The following is a 15,911-nucleotide window of genomic DNA, read 5'->3' on the forward strand; positions in this document are numbered from 1 at the left end:
GTTAGCCTATCACTTGAGGAATGCGATTCACCATCTCGATGAAAAAGTCCATCAGGGTTTCAACTAACCAATGTCCCATAAACATTAGGCCAAAAAGTGTCACTAACAAACGCGGAAGGAAACTTAAGGTCTGCTCGTTAATAGAAGTCGCCGCTTGAAACACAGCAACAATTAACCCAATTCCCAGCCCAGGCAACACAATAGCAGACACCATCATGACGATAACAGCGAGAGCTTCACGAAAAATATCAATTAGCGCCTCAGGACTCATGTGTTTACTCTCCCTTGGCTATCCGAAACTATTCGCTAATGTCCCGAGGACTAAGCTCCAACCATCTACGAGCACAAACAACATGATCTTAAACGGCAGCGACACTATCATGGGGGATAACATCATCATACCCATAGCCATCAAGATACTCGCCACCACTAAATCGAGTACTAAAAAAGGCACAAATAGCATAAAGCCAATCTGAAATGCTGTTTTTAACTCACTGGTAATGAAAGCGGGCACTAACACACTCATGGGTGCTTCTTCGGGAGACTTAATATCCTTATAGCCAGAAATCTCAATAAAGGTCTTTAAATCCGTCGTTCTTACTTGGCCCAACATAAAGCCTCTCAGCGGCTCTTTCCCTTTATCAAACGCTTGCTGCAAGGTTAATTGCTCATCGATATAAGGCTTCACCCCTTCATCATAAATCCGATCGAATACCGGTGCCATGATAAAAAAAGTCATGAACAAACTCATGCCAATTAAGACTTGATTAGATGGCGTCTGTTGTAATCCAATGGCTTGGCGTAATATCGACAGGACAATGATAATCCGCGTGAAAGAGGTCAACATGATGAGCATCGCAGGTAAAAAACTCAGCGATGTCATCAGCAGTAAAATCTGCATTGTGACCGAATATTCCGTTGAGCCGTCTGGCGCCGTTGTTACTGTTACAGCAGGTAAGACGCCATCAGCGGCCCATGCTGACGGCATAAATAGCAGCATAACTAACCCAACTAACGCGAGGATACGTGTTGTCATTGTTTTAATTTCGCCTGGCGTAATCGACTCGCAAACGAATCAGCTTCTAGATGGATAGGTTCAGCTAACTTATCAATCAAACTCACCTGCTGCGAGCTAACCCCAAGTAAATATTGTTGTTCTCCCACCTGAACCAAGACTAAACGCTCTTTTTGACCTAGGGAAGTCACCGCAATAGTCTTTAGCACGCCATTGGTCGTGGGGACTAAATTAAACCTTCTCAGTAAATAAGCTAACGCGAAAATTAATAATAAAACCAGAATCAAGCCGCCTAACATACTTGCTAAGGTTGCAACTTGAGAAGGTTCTGCCATTTTTGCAGCAGGCGCTATTGAAGCAATATTCGCTACGCCTTCCCCACCGAGGCTATCGGCGCTCGCTTGAACCGCTACCACTAAACTCTGTATTACCGATGTGCTCATTTAAAGTTCCAACGACTTTTACATCTCGAATTATTTAAGCTTTTTAATTCGCTCAGTTTGACTGATCACATCCGTTAAGCGAATACCGAATTTATCGTTTACCACCACCACTTCACCGTGAGCGATAAGCGTGCCATTGACCATCACATCTAACGGTTCACCTGCGACTCTATCTAACTCAACCACAGAACCTTGGTTAAGTTGTAATAAGTTTCGAATACTAATATAGCTACGGCCCACTTCCATCGAAATGGTGACAGGAATATCTAAAATTGTATCTAACTTAGCCGCTTCAGCCTTAGAAATAGGTCTTGAATCATCAACCAGCTCATCGAGTTCAATTACGTTGGCTTCTTCTAACGCTTGTTCTGCCATTGCTGCAGCCCAATCATCCGTATCGTCTGTGCTCATCTTACTTCACCTTATAATTCTGATATATCACGAGATTTACCCTTACGCGTCACCAATTGCAGCTCAGATTTAACTGTCTCTGGCCGAGGGATTTTCTCACATATTTTAAGCGCTAGGTTATCTCTAGAACGGCCCATTTTACAACGATATGTCGGTAAATCCTCGATTTTCATCATGATAAACTCGGGTAACTCAATCGGAATAATATCGCCCGCTTTAAAATTCATGACCTCTTTGAGCGTTAATTCATGTTCAACAATATTGGCATCGAACCCAACCTTCACATCCATGATTTCATCGTGCAATGCCTGTGACCAACGCATATCAGTATCTTGCTTGTCACTTTGCACACCCGCATCGAGTAACTCTCGGATAGGTTCAATCATGGAGTAAGGCATAGTGATGTGAAAATCACCACCGCCTCCATCGACTTCAATATGGAATGAATTAATCACCACAACTTCGGTAGGACTAACAATGTTCGCCATGGCGGGGTTGACTTCAGAGTCCAAATAATCAAACTCAACATCCATTACGGGCGCCCAAGCATCTTTATAATCTTCAAATATAATCTTAAGCAGTAACTGTACGATTCGTCTTTCTGTCGGCGTAAATTCTCGCCCTTCAATCTTGGCATGGAAACGCCCATCGCCACCAAAGAAGTTATCCACCAGGATAAATACCAGTCGCGCTTCCATGGTGATCAATGCAGTGCCTTTGAGTGGGCTAAAACGCACCATATTCAAGCTAGTAGGAACAAAAAGCGTATGTACGTACTCACCAAACTTGAGCATCTGTACACCGTTAATCGACACTTCGGCCGCTCGGCGCATCATATTAAACATGCTGATGCGCAAATGGCGCGCAAAACGCTCATTCACGATTTCCAGCGTCGGCATACGCCCACGAACTATTCGATCTTGGGAAGAGAAATCGTAGGAACGGGCATCTTCTCCAACAGCGTCAATTTCGTCATCATCGACGTCATCAACCCCGTGCAATAGCGCATCAATTTCGTCTTGGCTTAATAAATCACTCACTATATTGCCTTCGCCTCTTTTGGTGCTGAAGTTAAAGGATTATTGCATTACAAAACCGGTAAATAGTACTTTCTCGACAACCTTACGCCCAGTTACTGACTGTAGAGTATTTTGCACACTCAAAAGTGCTAACTGCCGTAACTCATCTTTCCCCGCTTGCGTGCTGAGCTTTTGTACATCTGCACCACTAAAGGTCGTTAAAAGCGCATCTTCAATCAGCGGAATATGTTTTTGTGTTAGCACATCATCATCGGTACCACGCACCATAAGCTGCACTTTAATCTCAACTAAACGAGCCCTATCAGGCCCAGGTAAGTTGAATAAGAAAGGACGCGGCATAGGCACGTATGATGCGGTAGCCACTGCTCCTGATGCTGGAACTTCAGCCTGAACTGCACCATCGGCAGCTACGGCGGGAACCTCTTCGGTACCGCTTCCTATAAAGAACCAGACGCCGCCACCGATTAACAGCGCGACTAAAACGCCTAGACCAGCAAAAATAAATAGTTTCTTCTTACTCTTAGGCCCTTCAGTACTTTCAAGTTCTAACGATTCTTCCTTAGCCATCACTATTCTCTTTAATTTAGGCGGAAACTCATTACAGTTTTATTTGAAACGTAATTATGTCAGTCATTGCTATAGGTTACCTGCTTAAGCGTAATAATCTATACCTGAAGTTACACTAATCGCTTGATTTAAACCTAAATGTAACTCTTCTGCCGAGATTTCATCCATATCAGCCGCATTTGAACTGCCGGCATCACCGAAACTACCTTCCCGACGCTCACCTTGATCGCCTTGAGAAACATGGCTGTCAGCCAACTGCATCCCTTGCTCTTGCAATAACTCACGTAATCTTGGCATAGCTTGTTCAACCAGATCGCGCGTTTGCGGCTGAGTAACATGAAACTGTACTTGGGTTTGGTCGCCATGCACTTGGATCTTTACCAACATATGCCCAAGTTCAGGTGGATCGAGCCGGATTTCCGCATGTTGGATGCCTTGACTCACCATAGTAATCAATTGCTGCTTCATCACAGGTGAAAATCGTTGGATCATCTCCTGCATTTGGTTTTGCTGTTCTACTCCTTGACGCAATGACAGCTGAACTTGCATGGTTTCTTGGCGATTTAATTGTGACATCGAGAGTGTCTGTATGGATGATGTCGACTTAAGTTCTGAGAAAGTATTACTATCATCCATAAAACTTTCGTCTCTGGGAATATCCATCGCAACCGTTAATTTAGCATCTTTCAGTAATAGGTTAGCAGCCAAATCGGAATTGGGACTCCCATCAAGATCACTTTCTGTTACAGATGTTGTACCTAATGGTTCAGATGAAATTGAAGAGCCTAAGGTATTCAGGTCGAAAGTATTTCCCGAGGTCGCGATATTACCCGTATTGAGACTATTCACTGTCGAGCTACTAGTCGTTGCTTTTGCCGCAGTGTTAGTTGCCGACTTTATCGTTGCACTGTTCGCTAAGCCCGCTTGATTAATCACAGCATTAAGTGTGACCTCATTCTCAACTAAAGACTCATCTATACTCACCCCGACTTCAGTGGCAGAGACAAGCTCAGTGTCTTCTAAAGGTAATTCTGAAGCGTCATCGGTCAAATTTGGATCAATCACAGCATCACTATCCGCTGACGCTTCAAGTATATTTGGGTCTATGGGAAGAATATGTACGAGTGACTTATCAGTCAAAAAAGATGGTTTCACGTCATCTGCGAATGAAATTGCTGCCATATCTGGGCTAGTAGAAACTAACTTTTGTAATTCAGCAGAAAAACCAGCTTCATCTATATCTGATGCCAGTTCAATCTCAGCAAAAACAGTAGAAACAGTAGAAACAGTAGAAACAGTAGAAACAGTAGAAACAGTAGAAACAGTAGAAACAGTAGATGCCAATGCTAAATCAGCAGAAATAGTAGGTGCCAATGTTGAATTATCAGAAACAGTAGGTGCCAATGCTGAATCAGCAGAAATAGTAGAGGCCAATGCTGAATCGGCAGAAACAGTAGAGGCCAATGCTAAATCAGCAGAAATAGTAGATGCCAATGCTAAATCAGCAGAAATAGTAGATGCCAATGTTGAATTATCAGAAACAGTAGATGCCAATGCTGAGCCGGTTAATAACGCTGATGAAGTATCAATATTTTCTTCACCAGTTATATCTTCTTCAGCATTTAAAAATGCTAGCGGCAAACTATCTCCATCAGATGCCGTTTTCTTCATATCATTTGCCATGCTAATTTGGGCAAAAATGAGATTTACGTCGGCGTCATCAGTTGATATATCGTCATCTTTTACTTTATCAGCAGAGGTAACCTGCACAGTATCATCAGTGTTAGCAATGGTTTTTTTAGACGCAGAAATAGAGAATGAGCTAGCGGTGACTGACGCAAGTGTAGATGAAAAGTCTTCATTATTAGACTCTTGGGAAGATGTCTTAGCGGAATTGGCCGCAGAGTTGCCTGTTTTACTTAACAGGATATTGGTCATTTGTTGCATAAGTGCTCCCAAACATCACCCAGCAAAAAAGAAAATGGCTAGGTAGAAACGTCAATTAAACACTGCGGTTGCAGGGTCATGGACTAAATCAAAGCAAATAAGATGCCAAAACATCAGGTTTTACGACAGCATATCGAAAAGAATTAACTCTGGGAGGTGTCAAATTGATGCTTATGCCATCAATACAAAAAACTAAAGAGCCTATCCGGCTCGCGAGCAGTAAAGATGCCTATCATTTCACTAACGTTGATGACGGCGATAAAATTGCTGGGAAGCAAATTCATCGGTCATTTTTTGCTCCCTTTTTTGTTCAACCACTTGACGCTTCTTCTCTTTACTGGCTAAGAGTAATTCTACTGCCTTACGTTTTTTTTGCTTTTCCAACCAATGTTGTTGTCGATATTCTTTTTGCTTTTCACCGTCGGCTACGACGCGATTTTGCTGGATAATAGCGTCATCAATCTGACGAATAAAACGGTGAAACTGGTGATAGTGACTAGCACTAATGGCTTGACCTTGCTGGGATTGCATTTGCTTCATGTATTCTAAGCGATAGTTATTTAGAGCACTGAGTTGATTCAACCGTTTTTGACACTCTAACTGCGCAGATTTTAACAATAAAGCCGCTTGTTCTTCGGCATCATTGGCAAGCTTTAACACTAACAACAAGGGATCGGCGTTAGCCATACTAGACCTCAATTAATTCGATGACGCCATTATTTGCACTGTGCAGCAAGTTGCCCAAGCATGACTTGGCTATCGGCAAAGCTAAATGCATCACGCATGGTTTGTCGCAAAAAAGCATTCATTGCTGGCTGCAGTCGTATCGCATTATCAATGCGAGGATCGCTTCCTTGGGCATAGGCCCCAATAGAAATCAAATCTCGATTTTGCTGATACAAAGAATAGGTTTGTTTCACGCGGCGCATCGCCTCCAAATGTTCATTGGAGATCACCATAGGCGCGACTCGGCTAATAGAAGCTTCAATATCAATCGCAGGATAGTGCCCCGAATCCGCAAGCGAACGTGACAAGACAATGTGACCATCGAGGATCGCCCGCGAAGCATCGGCAATGGGATCCTGTTGATCGTCCCCTTCCGTCAACACAGTATAAAATGCCGTAATTGAACCTTGCCCGGGGCCACCGTTTCCGGCGCGCTCAACTAAACGTGGCAATTTTGCAAACACAGAAGGCGGATAACCTTTAGTCGCAGGCGGTTCACCCACAGCCAAAGCAATTTCACGCTGCGCTTGGGCGTAGCGTGTTAAACTGTCCATAAGCAATAAAACGTTATAGCCTAAATCGCGAAAGTATTCGGCAATACGAGTCGAGGTTTCACAGGCGCGAAGGCGCATCAGAGGCGATGTATCCGCAGGCGCAGCAACAACGACTGAACGCGCTCGACCCTTCTCACCAAGAATTTCCTCAATAAACTCTTTCACTTCCCGGCCACGCTCACCCACTAGCCCAACCACAATAATGTCGGCGGTAGTACCGCGAGTCATCATACCTAAGAGCACACTCTTACCTACACCTGAGCCCGCAAACAAGCCCATACGTTGGCCTTTGCCCACGGTCAGCATAGCGTTGATAGCGCGAACGCCAACGTCCAGCGGTTCAGTAATAGCACGGCGGGATAAGGGATTAATGGCGGCGCTATGTCTTGGTGCTTGTTGATCGGTCTGCAACGCGCCTAAACCATCTAAAGGCACACCGTTACCATCGAGTACGCGTCCTAGCAGGGATAAACCAACATTGAGTCCAGTTTGTTCCCCCAAAGGCACAACCCGCGCACCGGGCAATACACCACGTAATTCTTCAATGGGCATTAAATATAATAGTTCGCCATCAAACCCGACCACCTCGGCGATTAACTCGCCCGCCATGGTTTCGATCGAACATAAACTGCCCACAGGCGCACGGCAACCGCTTGCTTCTAAGGTTAAGCCGACAACACGCACCAGTTGACCACTGGCCACAGCGCGAAATGGCGGCACCTTACCCTGATGATGATTAAGTCTATTCAGCAGTTGATGTTGGCGATTTTGCATCTGATTTTGCCTCTAATTGCTCACCTGTGTTTGAGGCAGATTGTATATCCTCAGCATGTTGAGAAACCGTATCGACAACCTGATCATCAAGCTCTGATCCCACAGCCTCAGAAGCAGCAACGTGTTTAGCGGTATCTTCAACCTCTATCGCCTCTTGCAATTGACGCTGCTTGTCACTTAAGTGAGCATGTTGGTTCCGTAAAGACTCAAACACAGCATCAATACGCGATGCGAGGGTCAAATCGACTAAAGAACGATGACTACTGAGAATACAGTCACCTGGGCTTAAGGAAGGGTCAACTTCAAGTTCCCACTTACTGCGGGTCAATTGAGCGCTGGAATAAAGTTGTTCGACTAAAATAACATCGTCAGGATGCAAGCGGATTGTGACTGTTTGTTCTTTTATCGGCAGTGATTCTATACCTAAGCGCAATGCCGAAAGCACTTGTTCTGGATGAGTTTTTAATTCGTGGCCAATGACAGATTTCGCTAATGTCATACTCAGGTTCAGTAGCGAAAGTTCAATATCGCCATCGAGCAATTGCAATGGTTTTTCAAATTGAGCTAATAAGGTTTCAAAACGCGAGAGCAATATTTTTGCTTGGGCTAAACCGGTTTCTAATCCTTGCTCATGCCCTTGGGCGAGCCCTTCAGTATGGCCCTGCTCTAACCCTTCTAAACGTCCTTTTTCTAGCCCTTGCTCATACCCTTGCTGCTTACCTTCGCTAAAGCCTTCTTCTTCGGCTTGGGCGCGAATGTCTTCAATCTCAGCCATAGTCGGTGGAGAAACACTTTCCACAGTAGTCGACTTAGCGGCTTGATGATTCGAATGGCCGAACAGATTTGAGATAGAATCATCATCGGCTTCAGTCACATCTGGCAGCGCCCAGTGACTAAATTCGACATCTCCTTCGCTCAAGACCTTATTCAACAATTTATTGTCGCTCGGATTAGAGGAACTCATCGCCACCACCGCCGCCTAACATGATTTCGCCGCTGTCACTTAAGCGACGAGCAATAGACAGGATTTCTTTTTGGGCAACTTCCACTTCACTGATGCGGATTGGGCCCATGGCTTCAAGATCATCACGCAACAATTCAGCGGCACGTTTTGACATGTTACCCAAGATTTTTTCTTTCAGCTGATCATCTGTGCCTTTGAGCGCCTTCATCAGTACATCTTGCTGCACTTCACGCAACAGGGCTTGAATACCGCGGTCATCGACATCGATTAAGTTTTCAAATACAAACATCAAATCTTGGATTTGCTGCGCCATTTCTTCATCAGACTCGCGCATTGTTTCCATCAACTGGCTTTCGATACCCGTGTCTAAGTAGTTCATTATGTTGGCAGCCGCTTTTAAGCCACCCATTTTCGCGGCCTGGGCGCCACCTTGACCAGCAAACTGTTTCTCCATGATGTCGTTCAACTCTTGCAGTGCAGCAGGCTGCACTTCTTCAAGATTGGCAATACGCATCATCAAGTCTAAGCGGGTATTCTCAGGGAATTGACCAAAAATTTCCGCCGCTTGATCGGGTTCTAAATAAGACAGCACAATGGTTTGGATCTGTGGATGTTCGTTTTGAATAATGGTCGCCACTTGGCGTGCATCCATCCACTTCAACGAGTCCAAACCTTTAGCGCCACTGCCCATGATAATCTGTTCAATCAGATTACCCGCTTTATCTTCACCCAGCGCAGCGGTTAAGGCTTTACGGACGAACTCTTCACTGTTGAAACCAATTGAAGAATACTTTTGAATATCATCAAGAAACAGCTTATGTACTCCGATAACTTTTTCCTGACCAAACTCATCCATTGCCGCCATGGCCATACCCACTTTTTGCACTTGCTTCGGCTCTAAGTGTTTTAAAATGGATGCAGCATCAGCCTCACTCAAACTGAGGAGTAAGATAGCGGTCTTTTCAACGCCACTAATATCTTTGATATTAAAGGCAGGTGCGGCCGCAGTAGCCACTTCTTTCGTTTTATTCTCAGCCATTGTCTTGTAACCAGTTTTTCACGACTTGAGTAGAGAGCTCAGGCTCATTCGCCACGAGCGCACGGATAGCTTTAATCATATCATCATCTTTGTGAAGATTAGGGATATGAATTGAGCCATCGTCAGCATAACTGTATTCCGCCTCTTGAGTATTGAGCATCCCTAGCGTATCAGCCGCATATTGGTCCTCAATTTCGGCTAATTCATTACCTAATCTGCCATCCTCAGGCATATTCACACTGTCAGGATAGATTAAGCGTTTCAGCATAGGACGTACCACAGCTAAAATCAGCACCAAAATCACTAGCGCACCAATCCCAAGCTTAATCGCACGCCAAAACCAAGGTTGCTCCCAAAGCTCAGGTGCGGGTAAATCTTCAACCAATTGATCCATAAAGGGAACGGTTACCACTTCCAGCACATCACCCCGTTGTGAGCTAAAACCAACCGCGCCTTCAAGCAAACGACGGATATTGGTCAGTTCTTGTTCGGTACGGGCAACACGGGCTACTTGACCATTTTCTCCAGCGGCGCCAGGTTTAAAGTCTACCGCGACTGAGACACTAATGCGGCGCACTGCGCCAACTTGCTGGCGGGTATGGCTAATGGTGGTATCTAATTCAAAGTTACGGGTCGCTTCGCGGTGCGAATTACCTGCTGCAGCTGTTGCTGACTCTGCCGCTTTTGTTGCATCTTCTGGAATATTAGACTCCATTGGCGGTTGATTGGATAACGCGCCAGGGATCCCACCAGAAGAGCCGCCAGTGGTGTTATTTTCAACTGTCATTTCACTGCGCAGTGCTGGTAAATCAGGGTTAAAACGCTTTGATGTTTGCTCAACAGCAGTAAAATCCATACTGACGTCGACTTGAGAGGTAAAATTATCAGGACCTAAAATTGGCACCAGAATCGATTCAATCTTAGTGCGATATTCAGCTTCTTTTTGCTGTACTAATTCAAGTTCACGCCGAGCCGTCGCAGACGCGCCATCTTGGCTGCCAGAGTTCAATAAACGGCCGTTAGAGTCAGTTACCGTCACCCTTGATGGTTCTAAACCTTGTACTGCAGAAGCAACAATATCGACGATAGCATCGACTTCACCTTGGCCTAAGCCACCGCGACGGGTATTGATCACCACAGTTGCACTCGGTTTAGAGGCATTACGGGCGAAGACGTTTTCTTTAGGTAACGCAAGAATGACTTTGGCACGACTGACACTTTGTAGTTGCTCTATCGCACGGGCGAGGTTTTCTTCTTGGCTATGCTTAAGACGAGCCTGTTCCATGCGTTGGCTGACACCAAAGCCACTGTCTTTATTCAAAAAATCTTGGTTGGCCGCAGGACTGTCGATACCAGCACGGCTCAACATCATTTTGACTTCTTGATATTTATCTTCAGGAACTTTAATAACGTCCACGTCGATTTGGTACTTAACTTTATTTTTATCAAGTACATCTAGCACTTGAACCATTTCCTGAGTTTCCATTTTACCCAATGGACGATACTCTGGCTCCTGCGCCCACAGCATGACAAATACCGCCAAGGCTAAACAAATCGCTAAGGCTAAAATCATAGTCACTTGGCGCATCATATCGACACCGCCAAGATTTCCCATCATTCCTGACTTATGTTCTTGCTGGACACCTTGGTCAGCTAAACCGGAATTGGATCCGACAATCATTTCTGTACTCACGATTCGTACCTGCTAATTGGGTTATTCACTGGCCTAGACAGGCATGCTCATTATTTCTTTGTAGGCTTCGACAAGCTTATTACGCACTTGCACTGTCGCCTCGAAAGCAACACTCGCTTTCTCACGGGCAATCACAGTGTCCGATAAAGAAACGGTAGTATCACCCATCTCTAAACGTGTCGCGAGGTTTGACGATGCGGACTGTAAGCCGCTGACATTGCCGACGGCTTGCGATAGCAACTGACCGAAGTCTGCACCACTGGTGTTATTCACTTGCTGCATGATATTTGGCTGAACGCCAAACGACGGCGTTATTTCGCCTTGGAGTTTCTGCATTTCCTGCAGGAATGAATTTGCGCCTATTTGCATGCTGAGCTCCCAGTCGTCGAGTTCTTGACGATCAAAATACCGATAACGGGACAATGCAAAATAACGGCCAAGTTTTCAGATGGTCGTGATTGATAATAAATTGACGGGATAAGAAGATGTCAATATCTAAGGATTTTGGATGAAATGAGCCACTTTTGCGGTTGTGTGTTTTAATAAATACAGCCTCACACTCAATGTGGAGGCTGCGTGATGATAACTTGAATTTATAGACTAATTTGGCAGTTGGATCCCCATATCACGCATCCTTGCCATCTTGTATCTTAGGGTTCGTGCGCTAATTCCTAGCTTTTCGGCGACTAACTTACGACTTCCTTGGCATTGATTAAGGGTCTCTAAAATAATCACATGTTCTTGAGCTTTAAGCTCTTCACCTAAACCGTCCGGCTCAGAAGAAAATGGGTCTAGATCTTCACCGCTTAAAATCACATCCTGCGCATCGATAATAATGTCATTGGCAGTGATCAATTGACCAGCTCTTAATATCAAAGCACGCTGGATCACATTGTCGAGTTCACGTACGTTCCCAGGCCAGCGATGACTCAATAAACGTCGACGCGCATTCTCATCCAACTCAGGCACATCGGCAACATTCAATGCCTTAGCATGTTTAGCCAGTAAATGACGCGCAAGAGGTAAAATATCTGCAGGACGTTGACTTAACGCAGGCCAAGCTAAAGGAAATACGTTAATTCGATAGTAGAGATCTTCCCTAAATCCGCCAGCTGCGACCACTGCCTTTAAATCACGATTGGATGTGGCAAGCACGCGCACATCCAATTTAATGGTTTTACGGCCACCTAAACGCTCAACTTCACGCTCTTGCAAAACCCGCAACAACTTAGCTTGTAAGCCTAAATCCATCTCAGAGATTTCATCGAGCAGCAAAGTGCCACCTTGAGCCTGCTCAAATTTCCCCGGACACGCTTGATAAGCCCCCGTAAATGCACCCTTTTCATAACCAAAAAGGGTGGCTTCGAGCATGTTCTCAGGAATAGCGGCACAGTTAATGGCCACAAAGGCTTGATTAGCACGGCTACTGTGTTGATGAATATAACGGGCCAAAACCTCTTTACCCGAACCGCTAGGACCTAAGATCATGACAGAGGCATCGGAGGCGGCAACCCGTTGAGCCAGTGCTAATAAGGCTAAACTTTTTTCATCAGCGACGACGGGCTGATCCACATTTTGTTTTAATGGCAAATAGCGTGAGACTTGATTGAGTAACACTTCTGGTGCAAAAGGTTTTGCTAAATAATCAACAGCGCCTAATTTTATAGCGTTCACCGCGCTACCAATAGTCGCGTAGGCCGTCATCAACAGCACTGGCAACTTAGGATGATGCTGCTGCAGGTAGTTCAATAAACCTAAACCACCAATACCTTGCATCTGCACATCGCTAATAACTAAATCAAACTGATGTTGTTTCAAGGCTAAAATAGCGTCTTCACCGGAGGCAACATCAACACACTCATACTGAGCCAGCATTAAAGTATCCAACAAGGCTTCACGTAATGAAGCATCATCCTCAACGAGCAATAACTTTGCTTCAGACATGGGTAATCTCCAAAGGTAATATCACCGCGGATTTAGCCCGAGGGAATACTAAAGACACAGTACAGCCTTTATTCGGTAAACAACTGAGTTGCAGTTGTCCTCCATGATTGCGCACCACAGATTGCACAACGGCTAACCCAAGCCCAGTTCCCTGCGACTTAGTCGTAAAGAAAGGTTCAAATACCTTCTGCTGCATAGTGGCGTCTAAGCCTTTGCCATTATCGATTACATCTAATAATAACCGTTCGCCCTCTTCCTTCGCTTGGATACGAATTTCAGTTGCTCCAGCTTCTATGCTGTTCATGACTAAATTATTAATCGCCGAGCTTAATGCATTGGAATTAGCTAACATCGAGCTGCTTGATGCATCATCAAATGACAAGTCACAGCCTTGCTTTGCCGCTATCGGCTCACAATTTGCCAAAACATTGTCGATAACCTCAGCCAATGAGATTAGATCTCCAAGTTCATCCTGACGGCCTTTCGCCATCAATAGCATGTCGTTAACCTGCCGCTCGAGTTCATTGAGTCTATCAACAAGTTTTTGCTGGAATTTCGCTTTAGCGGCATCGGATAACTTAGGACTAGCAAGATTTGAAGCATATAACAAAGCGGCTGATAAAGGCGTGCGCACCTGATGAGCCAAAGTTGCTACCATCTTGCCCAGTGCAGATAAACGTTGTAAATGGGAGATATTTTTCTGTAATAACCGAGTTTCAGTCAGATCAGTTAACACAATTAATTGACCAGGCTCTGGCGTGAGTGGCGTAATTGCTAATTTAACGCGGCGGCCATTACGCAGTGACACTTCGTGACCATCATCGTCCTGTGGCGCAAAGGCACTGTGGATCACATCAATCCAGCGAACGCCACACAATGAGCGCTCTAGTAATTCAACTGCAACCGGATTGGCATCCGTGACTATACCGTCGCCATTGATAATCACCACGCCGGATGGCATAGCCTGTAAAATATGCTCCATTCGATTGGACATATTAGCGGCCTCACGCAGTTGGTTCCATTGTTTGCTAGTGTGCTTGAATGACTCAATTTGCGCTAGTGGGTTGGCTGACATAGTCACTCCGTCAAAAAATTGCTTATGACGGAGTGACTGCAGTATCTATGCCAAATTAGAAACTGAACTTTAGAGGTTAAAACTACTGATATAACAATAAAATAGAAAACTAATCTTTAGTCATTCCGTACTTACGCATTTTTTCTACTAGCGTTGTACGACGAATTCCTAACATCTCAGCCGCGCGAGCAACAACGTTATCTTGCAGCTCTAGTGCCTGACGTATCATGTCGATTTCCAGTTCTGCTAATAAATCCTTAAGGTTAACGCCTTCAGGCGGTAGCTCACTTGGGAAACGTGTCTCAGGGATTTCAACCGGCTCTTCATCACTAAAGATAGAAGCCAAAGCATCACGTTCCTGTTGCTCTTCGCTCATCTCTACACAATATTCGGGCACATCGATATGGCGATACTTAACGGGTAAGTCGTTAACATCAACCAGTCCACCCGGATATAAAATGGTGAGGCGTTCGACTAAGTTAGACAGCTCACGCACGTTGCCCGACCAAGCATGTTCTTTCAACGACTCTATCGCACGCTGCGTAAAACGCACTTTGCCACGACCTTCGTTGTAGACTCGGCTCACCAACTCTTGTAATAGCAAAGGCACATCGTCCTTGCGATCACATAGCGCAGGCATTTCAATCGGGAATACGTTTAGGCGGTAATAGAGATCCTCGCGGAACTCATTCACGCTGATCATGGTTTCTAAATCTCTGTGTGTCGCTGCGACAACGCGCACATCGGCATTGATGGTCTTAGTACCGCCAACACGCTCAAATACTCGTTCTTGCAGTACACGAAGCAATTTAACTTGCATCTGCAATGGCATGTCACCAATTTCATCGAGAAATAGTGTGCCACCTTCTGCCAATTCAAAACGGCCCTTACGAGAACAAATTGCCCCAGTAAATGATCCCTTCTCATGACCAAAAAGTTCACTCTCTAACAACTCTGGCGGTATAGCACCACAGTTAACAGGAATAAAAGGGCCATCACGGCGCTCAGACAAATAATGGATATTACGGGCGACCACTTCTTTACCTGTACCGGATTGGCCCAGTACTAGTACAGTCGCCTCAGATGTCGCCACTTGATTAATCAAGTGTCTTACATTGGCAATACCATCACTGCGCCCAACCAAGCTTCGAAACAACTTAGTTTGATTCGCACTTGTGGGGACTTGAGGGCGTTTAACTTGACCAAAGACTTGGCAGAAGTGTAATAATTCGGTGAGTTGAGGATAGGTTAAAGGTTCCTCAATATTTCCAAGAATGTTAGACACTTGCAGATCGTCAACGTTGCCAAGCAACAGCATAGGTTGCCATGGATGTTGACCCGCGATGTTTTTAAGTGCATCAGCATCCATAACATCAGTTAGGATAACTAAAGCTCGAAAACGAGTATCTTGGAGGCTAGCACTTAATTTTTCGGCGTCAATTTGTGCAATTTGCTCACCTAAAAAATCAAAAATGCAACACAGGCGATTTAATCGCTCTGATGGGGGGCCGATAAGTAAAATTCGTTGATCTGTTTGCATCATTCAGTAGGCCGTAAAGCTCTAATATGTATTAATTCGCATTAATTATTTATGATTAGTTGCTGTAAAAGCTTAACAAATTCAATGTAACAATCTGTGCCACCATCACTACTTGTGATGAATATTGTATTATCAGCAGACGAGAAGCAAGCCTCAGATGAGGTTTATGCCAAACTGAA

16 protein-coding genes and 1 pseudogene are annotated in these 15,911 nt (G+C 44.9%); 1 reads left to right on the forward strand and 16 read right to left on the reverse strand.

Annotation, left to right across the window (positions count from 1 at the left end; all coding sequences use genetic code 11):
- Nucleotide 1 precedes the first annotated feature (1 nt).
- The 7 genes and pseudogenes from fliQ to L5M29_RS23805 all read right to left on the reverse strand — a co-directional run.
- A complete protein-coding gene (gene fliQ, locus L5M29_RS16395) occupies nt 2-271 on the reverse strand; it encodes a flagellar biosynthesis protein FliQ (RefSeq protein ID WP_012587225.1) in 270 nt (89 codons plus the stop codon).
- Between the two features lie 18 nt (nt 272-289).
- On the reverse strand, nt 290-1,036 hold the full coding sequence (gene fliP / locus L5M29_RS16400; RefSeq protein WP_263168836.1) for a flagellar type III secretion system pore protein FliP: 747 nt from the start codon (nt 1,034-1,036) through the stop codon (nt 290-292).
- Nucleotides 1,033-1,458, reverse strand: coding sequence for a flagellar biosynthetic protein FliO (gene fliO, locus L5M29_RS16405; RefSeq protein WP_263168839.1), 426 nt, complete (start codon nt 1,456-1,458; stop codon nt 1,033-1,035). Before fliO ends, fliP begins: the two co-directional genes overlap by 4 nt.
- Nucleotides 1,459-1,488: 30 nt before the next feature.
- Nucleotides 1,489-1,869 carry a flagellar motor switch protein FliN gene (gene fliN / locus L5M29_RS16410; protein ID WP_263168841.1) on the reverse strand — a complete coding sequence of 127 codons (381 nt, stop codon included), beginning with the start codon at nt 1,867-1,869 and terminating at the stop codon, nt 1,489-1,491.
- An 11-nt stretch (nt 1,870-1,880) separates the two neighbouring features.
- On the reverse strand, nt 1,881-2,909 hold the full coding sequence (fliM, locus tag L5M29_RS16415) for a flagellar motor switch protein FliM (RefSeq protein WP_105251943.1): 1,029 nt from the start codon (nt 2,907-2,909) through the stop codon (nt 1,881-1,883).
- A 39-nt stretch (nt 2,910-2,948) separates the two neighbouring features.
- Entirely contained in the window at nt 2,949-3,476 is a 528-nt protein-coding gene (gene fliL / locus L5M29_RS16420; protein WP_263168842.1) for a flagellar basal body-associated protein FliL, read from the reverse strand.
- Between the two features lie 84 nt (nt 3,477-3,560).
- Nucleotides 3,561-4,046 (reverse strand): annotated as a pseudogene (locus L5M29_RS23805) (flagellar hook-length control protein FliK); the annotation flags it as partial.
- Between the two features lie 535 nt (nt 4,047-4,581).
- Here L5M29_RS23805 and L5M29_RS16430 point away from each other — a divergent pair.
- Nucleotides 4,582-5,469, forward strand: coding sequence for a hypothetical protein (locus L5M29_RS16430; RefSeq protein WP_263168845.1), 888 nt, complete (start codon nt 4,582-4,584; stop codon nt 5,467-5,469).
- A gap of 194 nt (nt 5,470-5,663) precedes the next feature.
- Here L5M29_RS16430 and fliJ read toward each other — a convergent pair whose 3' ends face one another.
- The 9 genes from fliJ to L5M29_RS16475 all read right to left on the reverse strand — a co-directional run bounded on the left by fliJ (nt 5,664) and on the right by L5M29_RS16475 (nt 15,735).
- Nucleotides 5,664-6,110 (reverse strand): flagellar export protein FliJ, encoded by a 447-nt coding sequence (gene fliJ / locus L5M29_RS16435; RefSeq protein WP_028761186.1) that lies wholly within the window; start codon nt 6,108-6,110, stop codon nt 5,664-5,666.
- A gap of 29 nt (nt 6,111-6,139) precedes the next feature.
- Nucleotides 6,140-7,477 carry a flagellar protein export ATPase FliI gene (gene fliI, locus L5M29_RS16440; RefSeq protein WP_028761187.1) on the reverse strand — a complete coding sequence of 446 codons (1,338 nt, stop codon included), beginning with the start codon at nt 7,475-7,477 and terminating at the stop codon, nt 6,140-6,142.
- On the reverse strand, nt 7,446-8,441 hold the full coding sequence (gene fliH, locus L5M29_RS16445; RefSeq protein WP_263139365.1) for a flagellar assembly protein FliH: 996 nt from the start codon (nt 8,439-8,441) through the stop codon (nt 7,446-7,448). The genes fliI and fliH overlap by 32 nt, the downstream gene beginning before the upstream one ends.
- Nucleotides 8,428-9,480, reverse strand: a complete 1,053-nt coding sequence (gene fliG, locus L5M29_RS16450; RefSeq protein WP_131523088.1) for a flagellar motor switch protein FliG — start codon at nt 9,478-9,480, stop codon at nt 8,428-8,430. Before fliG ends, fliH begins: the two co-directional genes overlap by 14 nt.
- Nucleotides 9,473-11,161: a flagellar basal-body MS-ring/collar protein FliF gene (gene fliF / locus L5M29_RS16455; protein WP_028761190.1), complete on the reverse strand. Its 1,689-nt coding sequence runs from the start codon at nt 11,159-11,161 to the stop codon at nt 9,473-9,475. Before fliF ends, fliG begins: the two co-directional genes overlap by 8 nt.
- 45 nt (nt 11,162-11,206) lie before the next feature.
- The gene (gene fliE, locus L5M29_RS16460) at nt 11,207-11,542 is read right to left on the reverse strand and encodes a flagellar hook-basal body complex protein FliE (protein ID WP_028761191.1); all 336 of its coding nucleotides are present in this window, start codon (nt 11,540-11,542) and stop codon (nt 11,207-11,209) included.
- 231 nt (nt 11,543-11,773) lie between these two features.
- Nucleotides 11,774-13,117 carry a sigma-54-dependent transcriptional regulator gene (locus L5M29_RS16465; RefSeq protein WP_028761192.1) on the reverse strand — a complete coding sequence of 448 codons (1,344 nt, stop codon included), beginning with the start codon at nt 13,115-13,117 and terminating at the stop codon, nt 11,774-11,776.
- A complete protein-coding gene (locus L5M29_RS16470; RefSeq protein ID WP_173497646.1) occupies nt 13,110-14,192 on the reverse strand; it encodes a sensor histidine kinase in 1,083 nt (360 codons plus the stop codon). Before L5M29_RS16470 ends, L5M29_RS16465 begins: the two co-directional genes overlap by 8 nt.
- Before the next feature lie 109 nt (nt 14,193-14,301).
- Nucleotides 14,302-15,735 (reverse strand): sigma-54 dependent transcriptional regulator, encoded by a 1,434-nt coding sequence (locus L5M29_RS16475; RefSeq protein ID WP_011847309.1) that lies wholly within the window; start codon nt 15,733-15,735, stop codon nt 14,302-14,304.
- Between the last annotated feature and the right edge of the window lie 176 nt (nt 15,736-15,911).

Source organism: Shewanella sp. SM95 (assembly GCF_025653595.1).
Taxonomy (GTDB): Bacteria; Pseudomonadota; Gammaproteobacteria; order Enterobacterales; family Shewanellaceae; genus Shewanella; species Shewanella oncorhynchi.